8 protein-coding genes are annotated in these 18,146 nt (G+C 69.3%); 4 read left to right on the forward strand and 4 right to left on the reverse strand.

All coding sequences use genetic code 11. From position 1 onward, the window contains the following. Together DKG75_RS23895 and DKG75_RS22530 are read right to left on the reverse strand one after the other, a co-directional pair. The coding region (locus DKG75_RS23895; protein WP_211315716.1) for a YDG domain-containing protein at nucleotides 1-256 on the reverse strand (256 nt) is incomplete at its 3' end. After that, the gene (locus DKG75_RS22530; protein WP_109923454.1) at nucleotides 229-10,056 is read right to left on the reverse strand and encodes a YDG domain-containing protein; all 9,828 of its coding nucleotides are present in this window, start codon (nucleotides 10,054-10,056) and stop codon (nucleotides 229-231) included. The genes DKG75_RS22530 and DKG75_RS23895, both read right to left, overlap by 28 nt. A gap of 201 nt (nucleotides 10,057-10,257) precedes the next feature. Between DKG75_RS22530 and DKG75_RS22535 the strand changes: the two genes are divergently transcribed. The 4 genes from DKG75_RS22535 to DKG75_RS22550 all read left to right on the forward strand — a co-directional run bounded on the left by DKG75_RS22535 (nucleotide 10,258) and on the right by DKG75_RS22550 (nucleotide 14,490). Continuing rightward, complete coding sequence (locus tag DKG75_RS22535; protein ID WP_109923455.1) at nucleotides 10,258-11,217, forward strand: hypothetical protein; 960 nt, start codon at nucleotides 10,258-10,260, stop codon at nucleotides 11,215-11,217. Nucleotides 11,218-11,463: 246 nt separating this feature from the next. After that, on the forward strand, nucleotides 11,464-13,167 hold the full coding sequence (locus DKG75_RS22540) for a ShlB/FhaC/HecB family hemolysin secretion/activation protein (RefSeq protein WP_166646606.1): 1,704 nt from the start codon (nucleotides 11,464-11,466) through the stop codon (nucleotides 13,165-13,167). Beyond that, complete coding sequence (locus DKG75_RS22545; protein ID WP_109923457.1) at nucleotides 13,167-13,712, forward strand: invasion associated locus B family protein; 546 nt, start codon at nucleotides 13,167-13,169, stop codon at nucleotides 13,710-13,712. Before DKG75_RS22540 ends, DKG75_RS22545 begins: the two co-directional genes overlap by 1 nt. Nucleotides 13,713-13,731: 19 nt before the next feature. Beyond that, entirely contained in the window at nucleotides 13,732-14,490 is a 759-nt protein-coding gene (locus DKG75_RS22550; protein WP_109923458.1) for a SapC family protein, read from the forward strand. A 128-nt stretch (nucleotides 14,491-14,618) separates the two neighbouring features. Here DKG75_RS22550 and DKG75_RS22555 read toward each other — a convergent pair whose 3' ends face one another. Beyond that, nucleotides 14,619-16,376 carry a ShlB/FhaC/HecB family hemolysin secretion/activation protein gene (locus DKG75_RS22555; protein ID WP_166646605.1) on the reverse strand — a complete coding sequence of 586 codons (1,758 nt, stop codon included), beginning with the start codon at nucleotides 16,374-16,376 and terminating at the stop codon, nucleotides 14,619-14,621. A 14-nt stretch (nucleotides 16,377-16,390) separates the two neighbouring features. Next, a partial coding sequence (locus DKG75_RS23125; RefSeq protein ID WP_170131911.1) for an MBG-2 domain-containing protein occupies nucleotides 16,391-18,146 on the reverse strand: 1,756 nt, incomplete at its 5' end.

Here is an 18,146-nt window from a genome sequence, read left to right on the forward strand (position 1 = left end):
TCGAGGCCAGCGTGTAGTTCGCCGCGTCGGGGCCGGTCAGGGTCAGGCCGGTGACCGTCACCGTCTTGCCGGTGCCCACAGTCTTGGTGTCGTAGATGCCGGCCGTCACCGGGGTCAGGGTCACGGCTTCCGTGCCCAGGACGCCCGCGAGGCTGAGGTTACCCGTGGTCAGGGTCGCGGTCGTGGTGCCGTCGTAGACCTTGCTCGCCGTGCCGGTCAGGCTCGCCGTCAGGGCCTTCGCCGTGATCGTCCCGATCGNCCGGTCAGGCTCGCCGTCAGGGCCTTCGCCGTGATCGTCCCGATCGTGCCGGTGACCGTGGTCGAGGCCAGCATATAGTTGGCGGCGTCGGTGCCGGTCAGGGTCAGGCCCGTCACGGTCACGGTCTTGCCGGTGCCCACAGTCTTGGTGTCGTAGGTGCCCGTGGTCACCGGCGTCAGGCTGACCGCTTCCGTGCCTAGGACGCCGGTGAGGCCGAAGTTACCCGTGGTCAGCGTCGCGGTCGTGGTGCCGTCGTAGACCTTGCTCGCCGTGCCGGTCAGGCTCGCCGTCAGGGCCTTCGCCGTGATCGTCCCGATCGCACCGGTGACCGTGGTCGACGGCAGCGTGTAGTTCCCGGCGTCGGAGCCGGTCAGGGTCAGGCCGGTGACCGTCACCCCCTTGCCGGTGCCCACGGTCTTCGTGTCGTAGGTGCCCGTGGTCACAGGGGTCAGGCTGACCGCTTCCGTGCCCAGGACGCCGGCAAGGCCGAAGTTACCCGTGGTCAGGGTGGCGGTCGTGGTGCCGTCGTAGACCTTGCTCGCCGTGCCGGTCAGGCTCGCCGTCAAGGCCTTCGCCGTGATCGTCCCGATCGTGCCGGTGATCGTGCTCGAGGTCAGCGTGTAGTTCGCGGCGTCGGTGCCGGTCAAGGTCAGGCCCGTCACGGTCACGGTCTTGCCGGTGCCGACAGTCTTGGTGTCGTAGGTGCCCGTGGTCACCGGGGTCAGGGTCACCGCTTCCGTGCCCAGGACGCCGGCAAGGCCGAAGTTACCCGTGGTCAGGGTCGCGCCGGTGGTGCCGTCGTAGACCTTGCTCGCCGTGCCGGTCAGGCTCGCCGTTAGGGCCTTCGCCGTGATCGTGCCGATCGTGCCGGTGATCGTGGTCGAGGCCAGGGTGTAGTTCGATGCAGCGGTCCCCGTCAGGGTGAGGCCGGTCACGGTCACCACCTTGCCGGTGCCGACATTTTTCGTGTCGTAGGTGCCGGCCGTCACCGGCGTCAGGGTGACATTATCCGTGCCGATCACCCCGGCGAGGCTGTAGTTGCCCGCGGCCAGCGTGGCGCCCCCCGTGCCATCGTAGACCTTGCTCGCCGTGCCGGTCAGGCTCGCGGTCAGGATCGCCTTGGTCACGGTGAGTTTGGCCGCATCGCCGAAGGCGATCTTATAGCCCGAGAGCGCCAGCAGGCTGCCCTGGGTGACCGTGATCGCGTAGTCGCCCGCCGCGGCCGCCGGCGTATTGCCGGCCGATGCCACCACGGGAGTGCCGGACAATGCCGTTGCTTCGGTGTCGGCCGCGAAAGCACCGGTCACGCCGGTGCTGAGGCCGGTCACCTTGTAGGTCAGGGTGACCGCCGCCGCGCCATAGACCTTGGACTTGTCCTCTGCCGTGAAGGTCAGCGTCGGCTGCTCGGCGAAGACATAGCGGTTGCCGGCCTGGCTGACCGCCGCCCCCGCCGCCGTGTTCCAGACCGCCGTATTGCCGCTGTCCAGGCCGCCGAACGTATCGCCCGCCGCCGTATTCGAATAGACGAGCCAGCGGCTGCCGGCACCGGTCACCGAAACCGCGCCGGCGCCGGCGCCGGCGTTATTGATGAAGGCGGCCGTGGTCGAAAGGGTGGCGTTGCCCCCGCTCCGCACCCCGCCGGTCGCGGCCACGGTCAGGTTGCCGCCGGCCGCGATGGAAACCGTACCGGTTACATTGATCGCCGCATCCAGGGTGAAGGCGCCCGCCGCCGTGAGCTTGACGTTGGGCAGGGCGGCGAGGAAGGCGGGGAGGCCGGGCGCCTTGGCCGCCGAGGCCGTGCCGATGGCCGTCACGGCATTCAGGGTCGTGCTGGCCTGGGCGGCGAGGGCCGCCGCCCCCACTTCGAGCGTATTGGCCGTGAAGGCGACATTCCCGGTCGCGCCCCCTGAGCCCGCCACGCCGAGGACCGCCGCATTGGCACTGGTCGAATAGGCGAGGTAATGGGCCCCGGCCGCCAGGTTGCCCGTGGGCGCGACGATATAGTAATAGCCGTTGGCACCGGTATAGGTGCCGCCGATGTAACCGGCAGCCCCCGCGACGGCGACCGCCTGCAGGGCGGTGGCGTTGCTGGCCAGCGGGCCGGCGCCGAGCGTGGCGATGCCGGTCAGGGCCTGCACCCCGCCCGGGAAGGCGGCGGTGAGATAGGGATAGAGTCCGGCCCCCGTGCTCCAGACCGTGCTGTTGAAGCCTGCAGGCAGGCTGCCGCCCTGGAGTGCGGCCGTGGTCAGGCCGGTCACGCCCGGGCCGCCGGCTGTGATGCCGGCGGTCGCCGTATCGAAATAATTGCTGGACAGATCGGCCCCGGCATCGCTGCCGATCAAGGCGCCGACGGCGCTACCGCCGCCGACAGCGGCCGAGACGAACGTCTCCGCCACGGTGACGCCGGTCGTCGTGCTGACCTCGCCGATCAGCCCGCCCACCTTCTGCACGCCCCGGACCGCACCGATGGCATAGGATTGCCTGACCGTGACCAGCGACCCGACCGCGCCCACCAGGCCGCCGGCGCTGCTGTCGCTGGCCGTAACCCCGGCATGGGCATAGCTCTGGGTGAGGCTGACCGCGGCGAGGCCATTGACGGCGCCGATCAGGCCACCGGCAAAATTCGCCGCCGTGACCGCCCCGGAGAAGCCGAGACGGCTGAAATCGGCGGTCTGCCCCACCGCTGCCGTGGCGGCGAAGCCGATCAGGCCGCCGACCTGGCTCTGGCCGGTCACGACACCCGAGGCGGTGGTGTTATAGAGCGTACCGCGCACCCATTTGCCGGCCAGGGCGCCGACATTGGAAACGCCGGTCACGCTGACGCCGGCAAGGCCGAGATCGCGGATCACGCCCCCGGTCTGCACCTCGGCGAAGAGGCCGAGGTTGGAGGCGCCGGCAATGGCGAGGCCGGTAATCTCGTGCTTCAGGCCGAAGAGATTGCCGGTGAAAACCCCGGTCACCACCGCCGCGCCATAGGCTGTGCCGGGCGCCGCGAAATCGCGGGCGAGCGCGTAATTGCCCGCAAGCCCGGACGAGATCGCCGCCAGTTCGGCCGCCGAATAGATCAGCGTATGGGCCTGCCCGTTCACCGTGAGCGTGCCGCCGCCGCTGTCCGGCCGGGCCGCGATCGCGCTGCCGTCCGCCGCGACGAACGTCACCGGGGCCGCCACGGCGAGATTGCCCACCGCCGCGGCATCGTAGCCGAGCACGAGGCCGGCCGCCCCCCTGAGGGTGATGGGTGCGTTCAGCGCCAGCGTCCCACCCGCAAGCAGGCTCAGGCCGCCGCCGCTGGCCACCGTCACCGCGCCGTTCAGCGCGATCGGCGCGCCGGTGCCGGTGCGCAGTGTCAGTTTCGCACTCAGGTCCAGCGGCCCGGTCACGGTCAGGCTGGCGCCGGTCGCGGTCAGCAGGATGTTCTGCTTCGCCACGCCGAGCGCCGCCACCGCGCTGGCCACGCTGGTGACGGACGAAAGCGCCGCCGTATCCGGCAGGCCCGCCAGGGTGAGCGCATCCGTGGTCAGGCTGAGGTAGCCGGCCCGGAGATCGGCCGCGGTCACGGCGCCCGCCGCCGCCGTGGCCGGCGTAACGCCTTGCGTTGTGCTGTAGACCAGCGCCGCCGTCCCCGTGGCAAAGCCCGAGGCGGAGACGGGAATATAGTAGTAGCCGTTGACCCCCGAATTGCCGCCGCCCAGCAGCGTGCCGCCCGCGGCAGCATAGACGCCGATCACGGACGTTACCGCCGTGCCGAGGCCGGCATAGACCGTGCCGGTGATGGCTTTCACGCCATCGGGATTGCCCGCCTTCAGATAGGGATAGAGGCCCGCCCCCGTGCCCCAGACCGTGCTGTCCAGCCCGGTCGGCAAGACACCGGCTTGCAGGGTGGCGGTGGTCTGGCCGGAATTGGCGGCGACAGAACCATTGTCGCGCGTCGCGCCGGTCGTCGTGCTGTCGAACACGCTGTTCGTTATCGTCACCGATCCCCGGTTTTGACTACTAACAAAAGCGCCGACGGTGACTGGCGAGGTCACCGCCCCGGTGACGAGGGAATTGGTGATCATGAGGGTCGCACCGGCTGAATAGCCGATCAGACCACCGGCGCCGGTGCTGGCGGTCGTAACCGCCACGCTGGAGAAGACATAGGCGACCGTCACCGCGCCCGCGGTGGCATAGCCGATCAGGGCACCGGTGAGCGCGTTCCCGCGCACGGAACCGCCGTTCAGGGCGAGATCCCGCACCACCGCGCCGGCGGTGGCGCCCCCGATCAGGCCGCCATAGTAACTGCTGCCGACATTGATGGTCAGGCCGGTGATCGAATGGCCAAGCCCTTCCAACGTCCCGGTAAAGCGGTTGGTGTCGGTGCCGATCAGCGCCCTGGTATAGGTGGTGCCGACCGCGACCAGATCCCCGGCCAGGGCATAGCTGCCGGCAAGGCCCGCGCCATGCGCGGTCAGGGCCGTGCCATCGACCGCATTCACGCCATCGATGGCATCGAGTTCGGCCATCGAAAAGACCAGCGTATAGGCGCTGCCGTTGATGGCCAGGCTGGCGCCGGCGCTGGCGGAAATGGCGCTGCCATCGGCGGCGGTGAAGCTGATGGGCGCAGCCAGGCGCAGGTTATTGACCCCGGTGGCATGGCCAAGGGCAAGGCTGCCGGTGCCCTTCACCTTGATCGCGCCGGTAATGGTCAGGCTGCCGCCCGACAGCAGTTTAAGGCTGGCGCCGTTTTCGATATCGACCGTGCCGGCGATGGTGGCGGCGCTGCCGCTGGCGGTTTTCACCGTCAGGCCGCCGGTCAGGCTCAGGTTCTGGTCCAGGGTGAAGCTGGCGCCGGTGGCGATCAGGGCGATCGAATCCTTGGTCGCATTGACCGCGGCCAGGGCGGCGGCATGGCTGCCGGCGACGGCCAGGGCGGCGGCCGGCAGGGTCGTGGTGTTCGGCGCCGCGGACAGGGTGGTGGCGGCGGTCACCGTAGCCAGATTGCCGGCCAGAAGATCGACGTTCGTGGTGGCCAGGCCACCGCTGGCCGCGGCCAGGGTGGCGGCGGCGGGGCTGCTGCTATAGGCGAGGATCGGCGTATCCGCCGCCGGCGCCGCCCCGGCGGCCAGGGCATAGTAATAGCCATTGGCGCCGGTAAGCGCGCTGCCAATGGTGACGCCGCCGGCCACCACCGCCACCTCGGCGGCCTTCATGCCCGCGCCCAGCGCGTCGAGGAAGGTGCCGGTGACGGCATAGGTGCTTTCGGGATAGCTGACCTTCAGGCTGTGATAAAGCCCCGCCTGCGCCGACCAGACGGTGGCATCCAGGCCGGTGAACAGCGCGCCCGCCTGCAACTCCGCCGTGGTCCGGCCGAAACCCGGGGCGGTGAGCGTGGGGCTGGCCGTCGTCACCCCCGCCGTCTCGCGGTCGAACACGGCGTTGCTCAGGGTGAAGGCCACCATGGTGCCGAACAGGCCGCCGACATTGGCCGTCCCGCTGACATAGCCCATGGCCACGAGTTGGGTCGCGGTCACGGCGCTGCCGGACAGCACGGTGCCGAAGATGCCGCCGACCGAATTCGCCCCGATGACCGCGGCGCTGGAGGCGATATAGGCGACCGTCGCCGTGCCCCCCACCGCGCCGATCAGGCCGCCGGTGGTATTCCCGCCCCTGATGCTGCCGCCGTTCAGGGTCAGGTCGCGCACCAGGCCGCCGGTGACCGTGCCGAACAGCCCGGTATTGGCCGTGGTGCCGGCATTAATGGTCAAGCCGTCGATCCGGCGCCCCAGCCCGGTAAAGCTGCCGGTGAAGGCCGCCGTATTGCCGATCAGGGCCCGGGTAAAGGTGGTGCCCCGGGCATCCAGCGTGTTGGCCAGCGCGTAATAGCCGGCCAGCCCGGCTGTGGGCGCCGTCACGGTGGTGCCGTCGATCGCGTTCACGCCGTCGATGGCGTCGAGTTCGGCCAGCGAATAGATCAGCGTATAGGCCTTGCCGTTGATCGAAAGCCTGGCGCCCGCATCGGCGGTAATCGCGCCGCCGCCGGCGTCAGTGAAGGCGATCGGCACCGCCACCTTGAAATTGGCCGGGTCGGCGGTGTTGTAGCCGAGCCCGAGGCTGCCCGTCCCCTTCACCGTGATGGGCGCCGTCAGCGCCAGCGTGCCGCCGGCATAAAGCCCGAGGGCGGCATTGTTTTCGATCGTCACGGCGGCGCCGACCGTGATGGCACCGCTGGCGACCCGGACGCTGAGCGCCGTGCCGGCAGCGACGGTCTTCGCCTGGCCGACGGTAAAGACCGGGGCACTGCTGAGATAGCCGATGCGCGTCCTCACCTCGTCCAGCACGGTCGTGGCGGCGGCATTGCCGGCAACCGCCGCGGTGGCGGTGGCGACGGTCAACGCCGCATCCGGCAGGGCATCCAGGGTGGACGCCGTGGTCGAGAGGGTAAGATGGCCGTTCAGCAGGTCGACCCCGCCGACCGCCGCCGCCGTTCCCGCCTTGGCGGCCGTCGCCGCCTTGGTCCCGGCCTCATAGGCGAAGACGGCGGCGCCATCGGCCAGAAGATTGGCGGCGGTCAGCGCGTAGTAATAGCCCTTGGGATCGGTCACCGCCTGGGCCACCGTCGCGCCATTGGCGACGATGGTGATGGTCTTGTCCGCCAGCGCGCCCGAGAAATCATAGGCCGTGCCCGAAACCGCCCGGGCGCCATTCGGGTAGAAGACGCTCAGATAGGGATAGAGGCCGCTCGCCGTCGCCCAGACCGAGTCGTTGAAACCCGCGGGCAGGCTGCCGTTCTGGAAGGTCGCCCGCGCCAGCCCGGTGACCCCCGTGGCGGCGCCTATGCCGACCGCCACAGCGACCCCGGCCCGGTCGGTATCGTAATAGCCGCTGGTGATGGTGCCGGCGCTCAGGCGGCCGAGGAAGCCGCCGACATAGGTGCTGCCCACCACCGTCCCGGCGGCATAAGCCTCGGTGATCGTGCCCACCGAGTCCCCGACCAGGCCGCCGACGAGAATGCTCCCCTTGACCGTGCCCGCGGCATAGCTTTGCGTGATCGTGCCGCCGGCGCTGAGGACGCCGACCAGACCGCCGACGGTCGAGCCCGTGCCCGTGCCGGTCACCGCCCCCAGGGCATAGGATTTGCTGATCGCGCCGTTAGCGTCCCCGACCAGGCCGCCGATGGTATTGTTCCCGGTGACCGTGCTCGCGGAATAGCTTTCCGTGATCGTGCCGCCGGCCTGGAGAACACCGACCAGGCCGCCGCCGATACCGACCGTGGTCACCGCCCCCAGGGCATGGGATCGGGTGATGGTGCCCGTGTTATCGCCGGCCAGGCCGCCGACCTTGCCCGTGCCCAAAACCGCCCCCGTGGCATAGGAGGTGCTGACGATCCCGCTTGCCGATACGTACCCGACCAGCCCGCCAACCTCCTGGGTGCCGGAAGCCGCGGCCGAGGCGTGGGAGCCGACGATGGTGCCGCCGTTGGCAGTGCCGGCCAGACCGCCGGATTTGCTGGCGCCGGTTACCGTGCCCCCCGTGACATGGACGCGGACGGCGGCCCCGCCACTCGATACCGAACCGGCGGCTGCGCCTGTATAGACATTACCGCGGATATCCACATCCGTCAGGCCGAAGTCGCGGAGGGTGCCGCCGAAGGCCGCCGCGAACAGGCCGGTGTAATCGTTGCTCGAATCGATCTTCAGGCTGGCGATCGTGTGGCCGAGACCTTCGAAAATGCCGGTAAAGGGGACGCCGCCGGTCCCCACCACGGACCTTGTATAGGTGGTCCCCGCCGCATTCAGGTCGCGCGCCAGGGCATAGCGGCCGGCGAGGCCGGCGCCATAGGTGGTGATCGCGGTCCCGTCGATGCCGCTCGTGGCATCGATCGCGTCGAGCTGCGCCATCGTATAGATCAGCGTATAGGCACTGCCGTTGACCGACAGCGTGCCCCCGGCGCTGGCGGTCAGCGCGCTGCCATCGGCCGCGACATAGGTCACCGGCGCCGCGAAGCCGAGGTTCATCGGATCGGCCGCGTTGTAATTCAGGGCCAGCCCGCCGGCACCGCCGATGGTGATCGGGGCATTGATCGAGATGGCATTGGCCGCCGTCAGGGTCAGGGTCTGGCCGGTGTTCCAGGTCAGGGCGGCATCGACCGTGATATTGCCCTGATCCGTGCCCGGGCTGCCGGCAGCGCCGGTGGACAGGGTGACATTGGCATTGCCGAGCGCCGTGATCACCGTGCTGGCCTTGATGACCGTGGTCCCCTGTGCCGGGATGTTGTCGTCGGTCATCAGCCGGACCCAGGCGGAGTCCGTGCCGTCGGCGACGATGGCGATATTATAGGGGTCGAGCAGCAGGTTGCCGGTCGTCCCCGCCGCTGCCGTCAGATCGGTGAAGCCGGCATAGTCGAGCCAGGCCTTGCCCGAAACCTCCGCCTCGCCGCCGTCGCCGCCCCGGACCCCGCCCTTGGCGCTGACCAGGCCCTGGAAGATCGTCGTCCCGTCGGACCAGAGGACGACATCGCCGCCCTTGCCGGCCGTGCCCGCGTCGGCCTTCACCGTGGTCGCGGCATCGACCGTCAGCTTCTCCGCCGGTGCCAGCGGCCCCTGCCCCTGGCGCCCGCCGCCGATCCGCACCGCGCCGCCACCCTGGGCGCCCGAGGCATCGATCTTCGCGCCGGCAAGGGCGATCTCCTTGCCCGTCACCGTCACCGCGCCGCCGGTGCCGCCGCCCGCAGGCGCCGAGGCATCCAGCGTGCCGGTCACCGCGACGCCGCCCCGGCCGCCGTCGAGGACGATCACGCCGCCCTGCTGGGCGATGCCCGTCGCGCGCACCACGCCCGAGACATTGACGACATTCTGGACGACGCCCGCCGCCGCATCGGCCGACATCACCACCGTCGCGCCCTCGACCAGCCCCGCCTGTTCCAGGCTGCGGCCGGCGCCGGTCACCGCCAGTTCGACCAGGCCGTCGCCCGCGAGGTCGAGGGTATAGGTCTCGCCCGCCGCCAGGTTCACCCGGCCGGCGCGGGCGGCGATGGTGCCGCTGTTCTTCACGTTCGGGCCGGCTAGGGTGACGATGCCCGCCTCGCCCGCCGTGATCGTGCCCCGGTTCTCCACCGTGGCGGAATCATTGCCGCCGGGCAGGAATTTCAGGGTGGCATCGCCCGCCATGAAGCCTTCGGTATCGATGCGCGCGGTCGAGGCGACGACGCCCGCCGCGTCGATGCGCCCGCCGGCGCCGATCAGCACGCCGTTCGGGTTGAGGATCACCACCCGGCCATTGGCCGAGACCTGGCCGTCGATCAGGCTGGCGCCGCCCTCGGTGACGCGGTTGACCGTGATCGACTGGGCGCCCGGCTGGTTGAAGCGCACCGTCGCCTCGGCGCCGACGTCGAAGCCCTTCCAGTCGATGACCGCGCGCTCGCTGCCCTGATCCACCACCACCTTGCCGGCGGCGGAATTGGCGATCGCGGCACTGCCCGCGACCACCGCGCCGCCGGTGGGCACCGCCAGCCCGTCCTGGGCGAAGGCGGCATGACCGGGAACCCAGGCCGCGATCCCGGCCATCGCCACCGGCAGCAGCGCCGTCGTGCCGCGCAAGCCGCCGAAGCGGAAATGCCGGCCCGGCGCAAGGCGGTGACGACGGTTCCCAGGACGCTGACCCATTTCTTCCCCCGACAGACCGGTTGGCAGATTGACAAACTTCGGCCTGATCAAAAGCGGATTGCGCCCTAAGGGTGATGAAAAATCCATATCCCGCGCTTTGCAGCGCCAAGATTTCGGTCCCATTTTCATCAAATATGCCCAGTTTGGCCACCCCATCTGGTGGCCAATTTTCGACCTTGGTATCTTTTCTGTTAACGATCTTTTCTTTTCGTTGTTTTTCTTTAGCACATAACAATCCGCGGTCGACAAGTCGACACCGATTTTCACACGCGATTTTGCGCTTTTGCTTTTTTCGCCCCATATTTACTGCTATTGCCTCCGCCGCTTTCCCAAGGCCGCAAGGAGAAGGAACCAGCAGTGCACGATGCCACGACCGACTTTCGCGTGATCGGGCCGGCAACCGATGTCCGCCGCTGGACGCTGCGCTTCTTTGTCGAGTTCCACCTCGAACTCTATCGCCTGATCACCCCCTATTTCGACGGCGACATCGAAGTGGCGGTGCTTGCGGCGGCGGCGGTCGTGAGTTCGGGCCCCGATCCGTTCGAGGGAGGTGACCTGCCGGATTTCACCACCACCACGCTGATCGTAGCCTCGGGCTTGGCGCGCACCACGGTCAGGCGCAAGCTCGGCCGGCTGGTCACCCTGGGCTTCATCGAGAAGATCGCCGAAGGCACCTATCGCCTGCTGCCGGCGGCGCTGCTTACCCCGTCCTTCCGCGCCCTTGTCGAACAGATCGGCGGGGCCATCGAGGGGTATTTCACCCGCTGTCTCGATCACGGCTTTTTCCGTATCGTCCCCGACCGGCTCCCCGACGGCGACGCCCCCACGGCGGGCCCGGCGCGGCAGATCAGGCCGATTGCAGACGAAGGCCGGTGGCAACGCCTAGCCCTGGTGTTCTTTTCCTTCCTGGTCGGCGTCTACCGCGTGAGGACATCGGTCCTCGACGACGATCTTCATTACATCCTGATCATGGATGTGGTCGGCCTCTATACCGGGGCCCCCTTCTTCAACACCCCGACGCACCGGGAGGCGGCGGCCAGCCTGGACGTGCTGCTGGGCGAGCTTCAGGCGGGCTGCACCGCCCAGTATATCGCCCGCGAAACCGGGCTCCCGCGCGAGACGGTCAGGCGCAAGCTGGCCTTGATGGTCGAGCGCGACTATCTGACCAAGATCGACAATCGCTATATCCACACCATCGGCGTGCTGCGGCGCCCCAGCATCATCTCGGCGGTCCTCGAACTCGAGGATGCCGTCATGGCCATGGCCAATCATTGCCTGAAGGAACGGCTGTTCTTCGTCGTCGACGGCGCCGCCTGAACACCCCAGGCATTACACGGCGCCGGTGCGGCCGCGCGGCCGGCAGGTGGGGGGAAATGCCCAGTTTGGCCAGTGCGGCGACACACTAAGCGCGAAAACGGTGGCAACAGCAGTTCTGCGATTTACTAATTCCCGGGCATCGGTCATCCAATTGCCATCAGCCGGCCCGGGCGGGCGGGCCGATCGATCCGGTGCAGCGGCGATCAACACGATGACGGGCAGAGGCCTGGCGCGAGGGGCTTTGAAGTGAAGCGATTGGTTACCGGCGGCTCGGCTCTGGCCTTGGCGCTGCTTCTCGGCCCTGGCGCGGTGCGGGCGCAGGCGCTGCCCCCGTCCGCCGATCCCGGCCGCGTGGACGAGCGGATCGGCCTGCCGCCGGCCTCGCCGTCGTCGGACGAGGGCCTGGATATTCCGGCCCTGACGCCCGAGGCGGCGCCCGCCGGGGCGGAAACGGTGCGCTTCCAGCTTCGTGCCGTCGACCTGAGCGGCAATACGGCGCTGCGGGACGAGGACCTCGCCGGCCTTTACGGCCAATATCTGGACCGCGAGGTTTCGCTGGCCACGCTTTACGAGATCGCGGCCGCCGTCACCAACCGCTACCGGGCCGAGGGCTATATCCTGTCCCAGGCGCTGGTCCCGGCGCAGCGCATCGTCGACGGCCGCGTCGCCATCGTCGTGATCGAGGGCAGGATCGACAAGGTGACCGTCGAGGGCGAGGACAGTTCCGGCCGCATCGCCGCCCTGGCCGCGGAAATCGCCGGAGAATCGCCCCTGACCGGCGGCACGCTCGAACGCTATCTCCTGCTGATCCAGGATATCGCCGGGCTGCGGGCGCGGGCCGTGCTCGCGCCGTCGGCCACGGTCGAGGGCGCCGCCGACCTGACCCTGATCCTGAGCCGGAATCCGGTCGACGGCTATGTCAGCATCGACAACCGGGGCTCGGCGGTCATCGGGCCCTATCAGGCCACCGTCGGCGTCAACCTGAACAATGCGCTGGGCGGCGACGAGCGCATCGCCCTGACCGTGCTGGCCGCGCCGATCGACGACGAACTCTATTACGCCCAGCTTCGCCTGGCGCAGCCGGTGGGCAGCGAGGGCACGGTTCTCGCCCTGGTCGCGGCCAGGAGCCTGACCAACCCGGGCGCCACGCTCACCCCCTTCGAGAACGAGGGCGAGGCGACCAGTTTCGAGGCCAGCGTCGAACATCCCTTCGTGCGCAGCCGGGCCCTGTCGCTGCGCGGCAGCATCACGCTTGCCTGGCGCGACGCGACTTCGGATTTCTTCACCGCCAGCAATCCGACGCGGATCTATGACGATCACCTGCGCGTGCTGCGGGCCGGCCTGTCGCTGGATGCGATCGACGACCTCGGCGGCAGCAACAGCGCCAGCCTGACCCTGTCCCAGGGCCTGAATGTCGCCGGCGCCAGCGAGAAGGGCGACGGTAACCTTTCCCGCGGCAACGGCGATCCGCAGTTCACCAGCCTCTCGGGCCGCGTCAGCCGCCTGCAGCCGCTCGGCGAAGAGTTCGCCGTCAATGCCAGCGGGCAGTTCCAATATGCCTTCGATCCCCTGCTGGCGTCGGAAGAGATCGGTTTCGGCGGCCTCAACTTCGGCTCGGCCTTCACCTCCTCCGCGCTCTCGGGCGACAGCGGCATCGGCGGCCGGCTGGAATTCATCTGGTTCTGGGCCTTGACGCCGGAGGCGGCGGGCGATTTCCTGCTCCAGGGCCAGTCCTACCTGTTCGTCGATGGCGGCGCGATCTGGCAGGCGGCCCGCCCGACCGGCGAACGCGCGCGGGACGGCCTCGGCTCGGCCGGCCTCGGCACCCGGTTCCAATTGGAACGCCAGGTGTTCGGCGGCTGGGAACTGGCCTTTCCCGTCGACAATCCCGCCGATCAGCCCAAACCGCGCAGCGGCCGCCTGTTCTTCCAACTCGGGGCCTCCTTCTGATGATGACACGTCTGTTCGCCGGGCTTGCCGCTCTTGCCCTGCTGGCGCCCGCCGCCGGCCGCGCCGAGGGCGAGGCCCCCGACCTCGAGACCAGCACCTTCGGCGCCTGGACCATGCGCTGTACCCGCCAGGCCGAGGTCACGCCGCCCTGCGACATGATCCAGGCGGTGAACAACCGCGACACCGGCCAGACCGTCATGCAGCTTTCCTTCGCCTATCTGGCCGAACAGAAGCAATATGTGGCGCAGATCCTGCTCCCGCTCGGCTTCCTCATCACCGGCGGCGTTCTGGTCCGGATCGACGGGGCCGGCGATATCACCGACTGGCCGGTGACCCGTTGCGAACAGGCCGGCTGCTTCGTCGAGAAGATGGTCCCCGAAACCGTCCTGAAGCCCTTCCGCGAGAAGGAGAAAGGCGTGGTCGTGGTGCTGGACGTCAAAGGCCAGCCCCAGGTCTTCCCCATGGACCTGAAGGGCTTTGCCAGCGCCATGGACCTCATGGCCAAACGCAACCAGGAAGCCGCGCCCCAAGAAAAAACGAAGTGAACGCGAAGGAAAAGACGAGATGACCGCGCCCGCGCCCGCCCTGCCCCTGTTCTACAGCGCCCCCGAGATCCTGGATCCGGCCCGCCACCCGACATTGGGGGTGAAGCCGCTGGAAAACTTCAACTTCGCCCGCGCCAGCAATTCGCTTCCGATCACCGGCCTCGAATTCTTCGAACTGGGGCCGCACTACCCGATCGTCTTCGTGCCCGGCGCCCAGGCGGCACCGGTGATCGTGGTCGGCCTCGGCGGCGACACCAATCTCTTCATCGAGGACAACGGCACCTGGACCGCGGGCAAGCCCGTGCCCGCCTATCTGCGCCGCTATCCCTTCATCCTGTTCGAGCCGGAAGGCGCCGAACAATTGCCGCTGTGCATCGACCGCGCGGCCGACCTCGTAGCCGAGGGCGAAGGCCAGCCCCTGTTCGAAAACGGCCTGCCGACCGAAGCGGCAAAGCGCGCCCTGCAATTCTGCGAAGCCTATCAGCAGCAATTGCTCGGCACCCGCGCCCTCTCCGCCGCCCTGCTGGCCGCGGATCTCCTGGTCGAGCGCACGATTTCCATCGGCACGCCCGGCGGCGGGCGCCACGACATGAACGGCTTCCTGGTAGTGGACGAGGAAAAGTTCAACGCCCTGCCGGACGAAACCATCCTCGAATGGCGCAAGAACGGCTTCCTCGCCGCCGTCTATGCCCATCTCCTGTCGCAGCGCCATTGGCTCAGCCTCGCCGCCCGCTACGACGCCGTCGCCAATCCCGCCGACCGCAAGATCAGCGGCTGACCGTCGCCGGCCTTGCGCCGGGGCGCCGGTCGGTAACACCGGAGATCCCCCGCCGCTTCACCTTGAAGCGGCGGGCACGGCCCGGGGCGGGTCCTTGACGGCCAGCGCCGGGAGAAGACGGTGCCGGGTCAGAAAGACATCCCCAGCTGGAAGAACAGGCGGCCCGAGTTCGGCTTCGGCGTATCCGCCGGATTGTCGACCGGGAAGGCCAGTTCCCAGCCGCCGAAAATATCGTCGCCGAGTTGGAGCTTGGTGCCGACGCCGGCGGACAACAGCCCGTCCCGCGCCCGCTCGCCGCTCGGCCGGGACGCTTGCCAGATCGCCCCGCCGTCGACGAAACCATAGCTCTGCCCCTGGATCGGGAGTGCGCCGCCGGCCGCCGGCAGCAGGGCCCAATACCAGACGAATTCCAGGCGGGCGCCGATGCCGCTGTCGCCGGAAATCGCCGAAGACAGGAAGGCCGAGCCGAAATTCAGGCCGCCGAAACCGATCTCCTCCGATGCCAGCAGGGGATCGAAGGCATATTGAAATTGCCCCCTAAGGTTGAGCGCCAAGTCCTCGGCCAGGGGTTGCAGCCGCCCGAAGCGGCCGGACAGGCTGGTGAACTGCGGATCGCCGTTGCCGCGGGAAAGGTTACTGTCCCCCGCCTCGCTGGCGCCGGCGACATTCAGCCCCCGGGCCAGGCTGAGGCTGGCGTTGTTGCGGCCGGCGAGACTGTCCGTCGCCTCGATCGAGAAGCCGATACGCGCGACCCGCAGGTGGTCGTCGTAGATCCGGGTCGGATTGCTGGCGGTGAAGAAATCGGAAGTCGCGTCACGCCAGGCCAGCCCCGCCTCCCCCGTTAGGCTGAACGCCCGGCTGCGGACGAAGGGATGGGTCAGCGACATGTCGTAACTGGCAGCATCACCTTCGTTCTCGAACGGCCGCAGGGTGGAGCCGGGCTTGGTCCAGCTCTTGGCCACGACAAGGCCGATCGTGCTGCCCTCGATCCCGACCGGCTGGTCCCAGCGGCCCTGGATATAGTAAAGCTCGTCATGCAGGGGGGCGGCGAGAACGGTCAGGCCCAGGCGCTCGTCGGCCCCGAGGAGATTGTTCACCTGCGCTGCCGCCGTCGCCTGATAGGGGCCGATGGTGGCGGAGCCGCGATTGTCCACGCTCAGGTAGCCGGCGGCCGGGGTGCGCGTCAGCACGATCGTCAGATCGGCGGCGCCCTCGGCCGCGGCCGACGGGGCGAGCACGGCCCGCGCCTTCAGGCCGGCGATGTCCTGGATCAGCAACAGGTAGCGTTCCAGGGTCTGGTCGGTCAGGGGCGTTTCCGCCGCGATCCGGGCGGCCATCGCCGCAACCCGGCCGGAGGCATCCTCGCCCTCGACGGTCACTTTGTCGATCCGGCCTTCGATGACCGAAAGGGCGACGCGGCCCTCGCGGATGCGCTGGGCCGGCACCAGGGCCTGGGACAGGATGTATCCCTCCGCCCGGTAGAGACTGGTGATGGCCGAGGCGATTTCGTAAAGCGTCGCCAGGCTGACCTCTTGACCGAGATAGCGGCCGTAGACGTCGCGCAGGCGCTCGTCGGCGATGGCCGTGTTGCCGGTGATGTCGAGGGCCCGCAGGGTGAAGCGGACGGCTTCCGCCCCTGCCGGGGCCGCCTGGGGTTCCACGGCCGGGATCTCCGGTTCGGCGGCGGGCGGCGGCGGGGGCGGGCGGCCGATCCGCTCCTCCACCCGGCCGGGATCGGCCGTCGGCGGCAGGGCCTGCGCCCATGCGGTGCCGGCCGGCAGGATCGGCGCCGGCCCCAGGGTGAAGGCCAGCACCAGGGCCAGGGTCAAGGCCAGGGCCCGGGTCAAGGCCAGGGCCCGGAGGCTTGCGATCGGCAGCCGCTGCATGATGATCCCGTCCGTTACGGCTGCGCCGAGGCCGCCGGCCCCGGCTTCGCCCCCTGTCCGGCGAAGGATGCGCCCAGCATCTGGAAATAGGGGTTGGCGGCCAGGCGTTCCCCCACGACCTCGATCTGCACGGAACCCGCGCCGAGAAGGCCGAATGCCCCGGTCGCCGGCAGCGCATCGGGCTGTCGCAGGCGGGGGGGGATATCCCGTGCCTGATAGGTCTCGATTCTGGCGAAGTCCGGCAGGGCTTCGAGGACGGTCAGCCTGCCCTCGACGAAGCTCACGTCGTAGTTCGCTGCCGCGACCCCGCCCGGCCGGATGGCATAGGCGCCGGGTGCGGAGCGGGCCTCCGCCGCGGTGGAGAAGACCAAGTCGCCCAGCAGAACCTCCGTCCCCTCGCCCCCGACGAAGCCGTCATAGCGCGCGGTGAAGACCGGATCGGCTTCGCCGATGCGGCGCTCGGCGTCATTGGCCGTCACCGTCAACGGCGCCCGCTCGACGGTGAGGGTGCCTTCGACGTAAACGATGGTGTAATTCGCCAGCCCCTGGCCGGAAGCCGCCGCCAGCCGCACCGCATAGACCCCTGCGCCGGCGGCTGCGCCCGCGCCCGCACTGTCGAACCGGACCGCCGTCACCGTATCGCCATTGATCAGGCCGTCGACGGTGTAATCGGCAAGGTTGGCAACCGTGCCGTAGCGCTTCTCCGCATCCGCCGCCGTCACCGTCAGCGCCCGTGCCGTCACCGTCAGGTCCGCGCCGACATAGACCAGGCTGTAATTCGCCGAAGCCGCAAGGCTCCCTTGCTCGATGGCATAGCGGCCGACGCCCGACACCGTGGTCGCCGCCGTGCCCAGCGCACCGGTCAACGCATCGCCACTGACCAGCGCGCCCCCCGTAATCGCATAACTCAGCGCCGGGTTCGCATCGCCGTACCCCCGTATCTCCGCCACGGCCGTCACCGTCAGCGCCACCGGCACGACCCGGAAGCTCGGCGAGCCCGACAGGCTTACCGTGTAGTTCCCACCCGCCGACACGCCGCCCAGCGTGATCCCGTAATCACCCGCGCTCTCGCCCGCCGCCCGGGCCAGCGCCCCGGTCAGCAGTGCCGCCGTGTCGCCCGCCTTGAAGCCTGTGGCCGTGTAGGCCAGCGCAGGGTCGAGGTCCCCGTAGACTTTCGCCTGGCCCGCGGTCGCCGTTACCGTCAGCGCTGCCGGCGTGATCCGGAAGCTCGGCAAGCCCGACAGGCTCACCGTATAGTTCCCACCCGCCGAGACACCGCCCAGCGTGATCCCGTAGTCGCCGGCATTCTCGCCTGCGGCCCGGGTCAGAGACCCGGTCAGCAGGGCCGCCGTATCACCCGCCTTGAAGCCTGTGGCCGTGTAGGCCAGCGCAGGGTCGAGGTCCCCATAGACCTTCGCCTGGCCCGCGGTCGCCGTCACCGTCAGCACCGCCGGCGTGATCCGGAAGCTCGGTGCGCCCGACAGGCTCACCGTGTAGTTCCCGCCCGCCGAGACGCCGCCCAGCGTGATCCCATAATCGCCCGCATTCTCGCCCGCGGCCCGGGTCAGAGACCCGGTCAGCAGGGCCGCCGTATCACCCGCCTTGAAGCCTGTGGCCGTGTAGGCCAGCGCAGGGTCGAGGTCCCCATAGACCTTCGACTGGCCCGCGGTCGCCGTCACCGTCAGCACCGCCGGCGTGATCCGGAAGCTCGGTGCGCCCGACAGGCTCACCGTGTAGTTCCCGCCCGCCGAGACGCCGCCCAGCGTGATC

It is taken from the genome of Zavarzinia compransoris, assembly GCF_003173055.1.
GTDB lineage: Bacteria > Pseudomonadota > Alphaproteobacteria > Zavarziniales > Zavarziniaceae > Zavarzinia > Zavarzinia compransoris.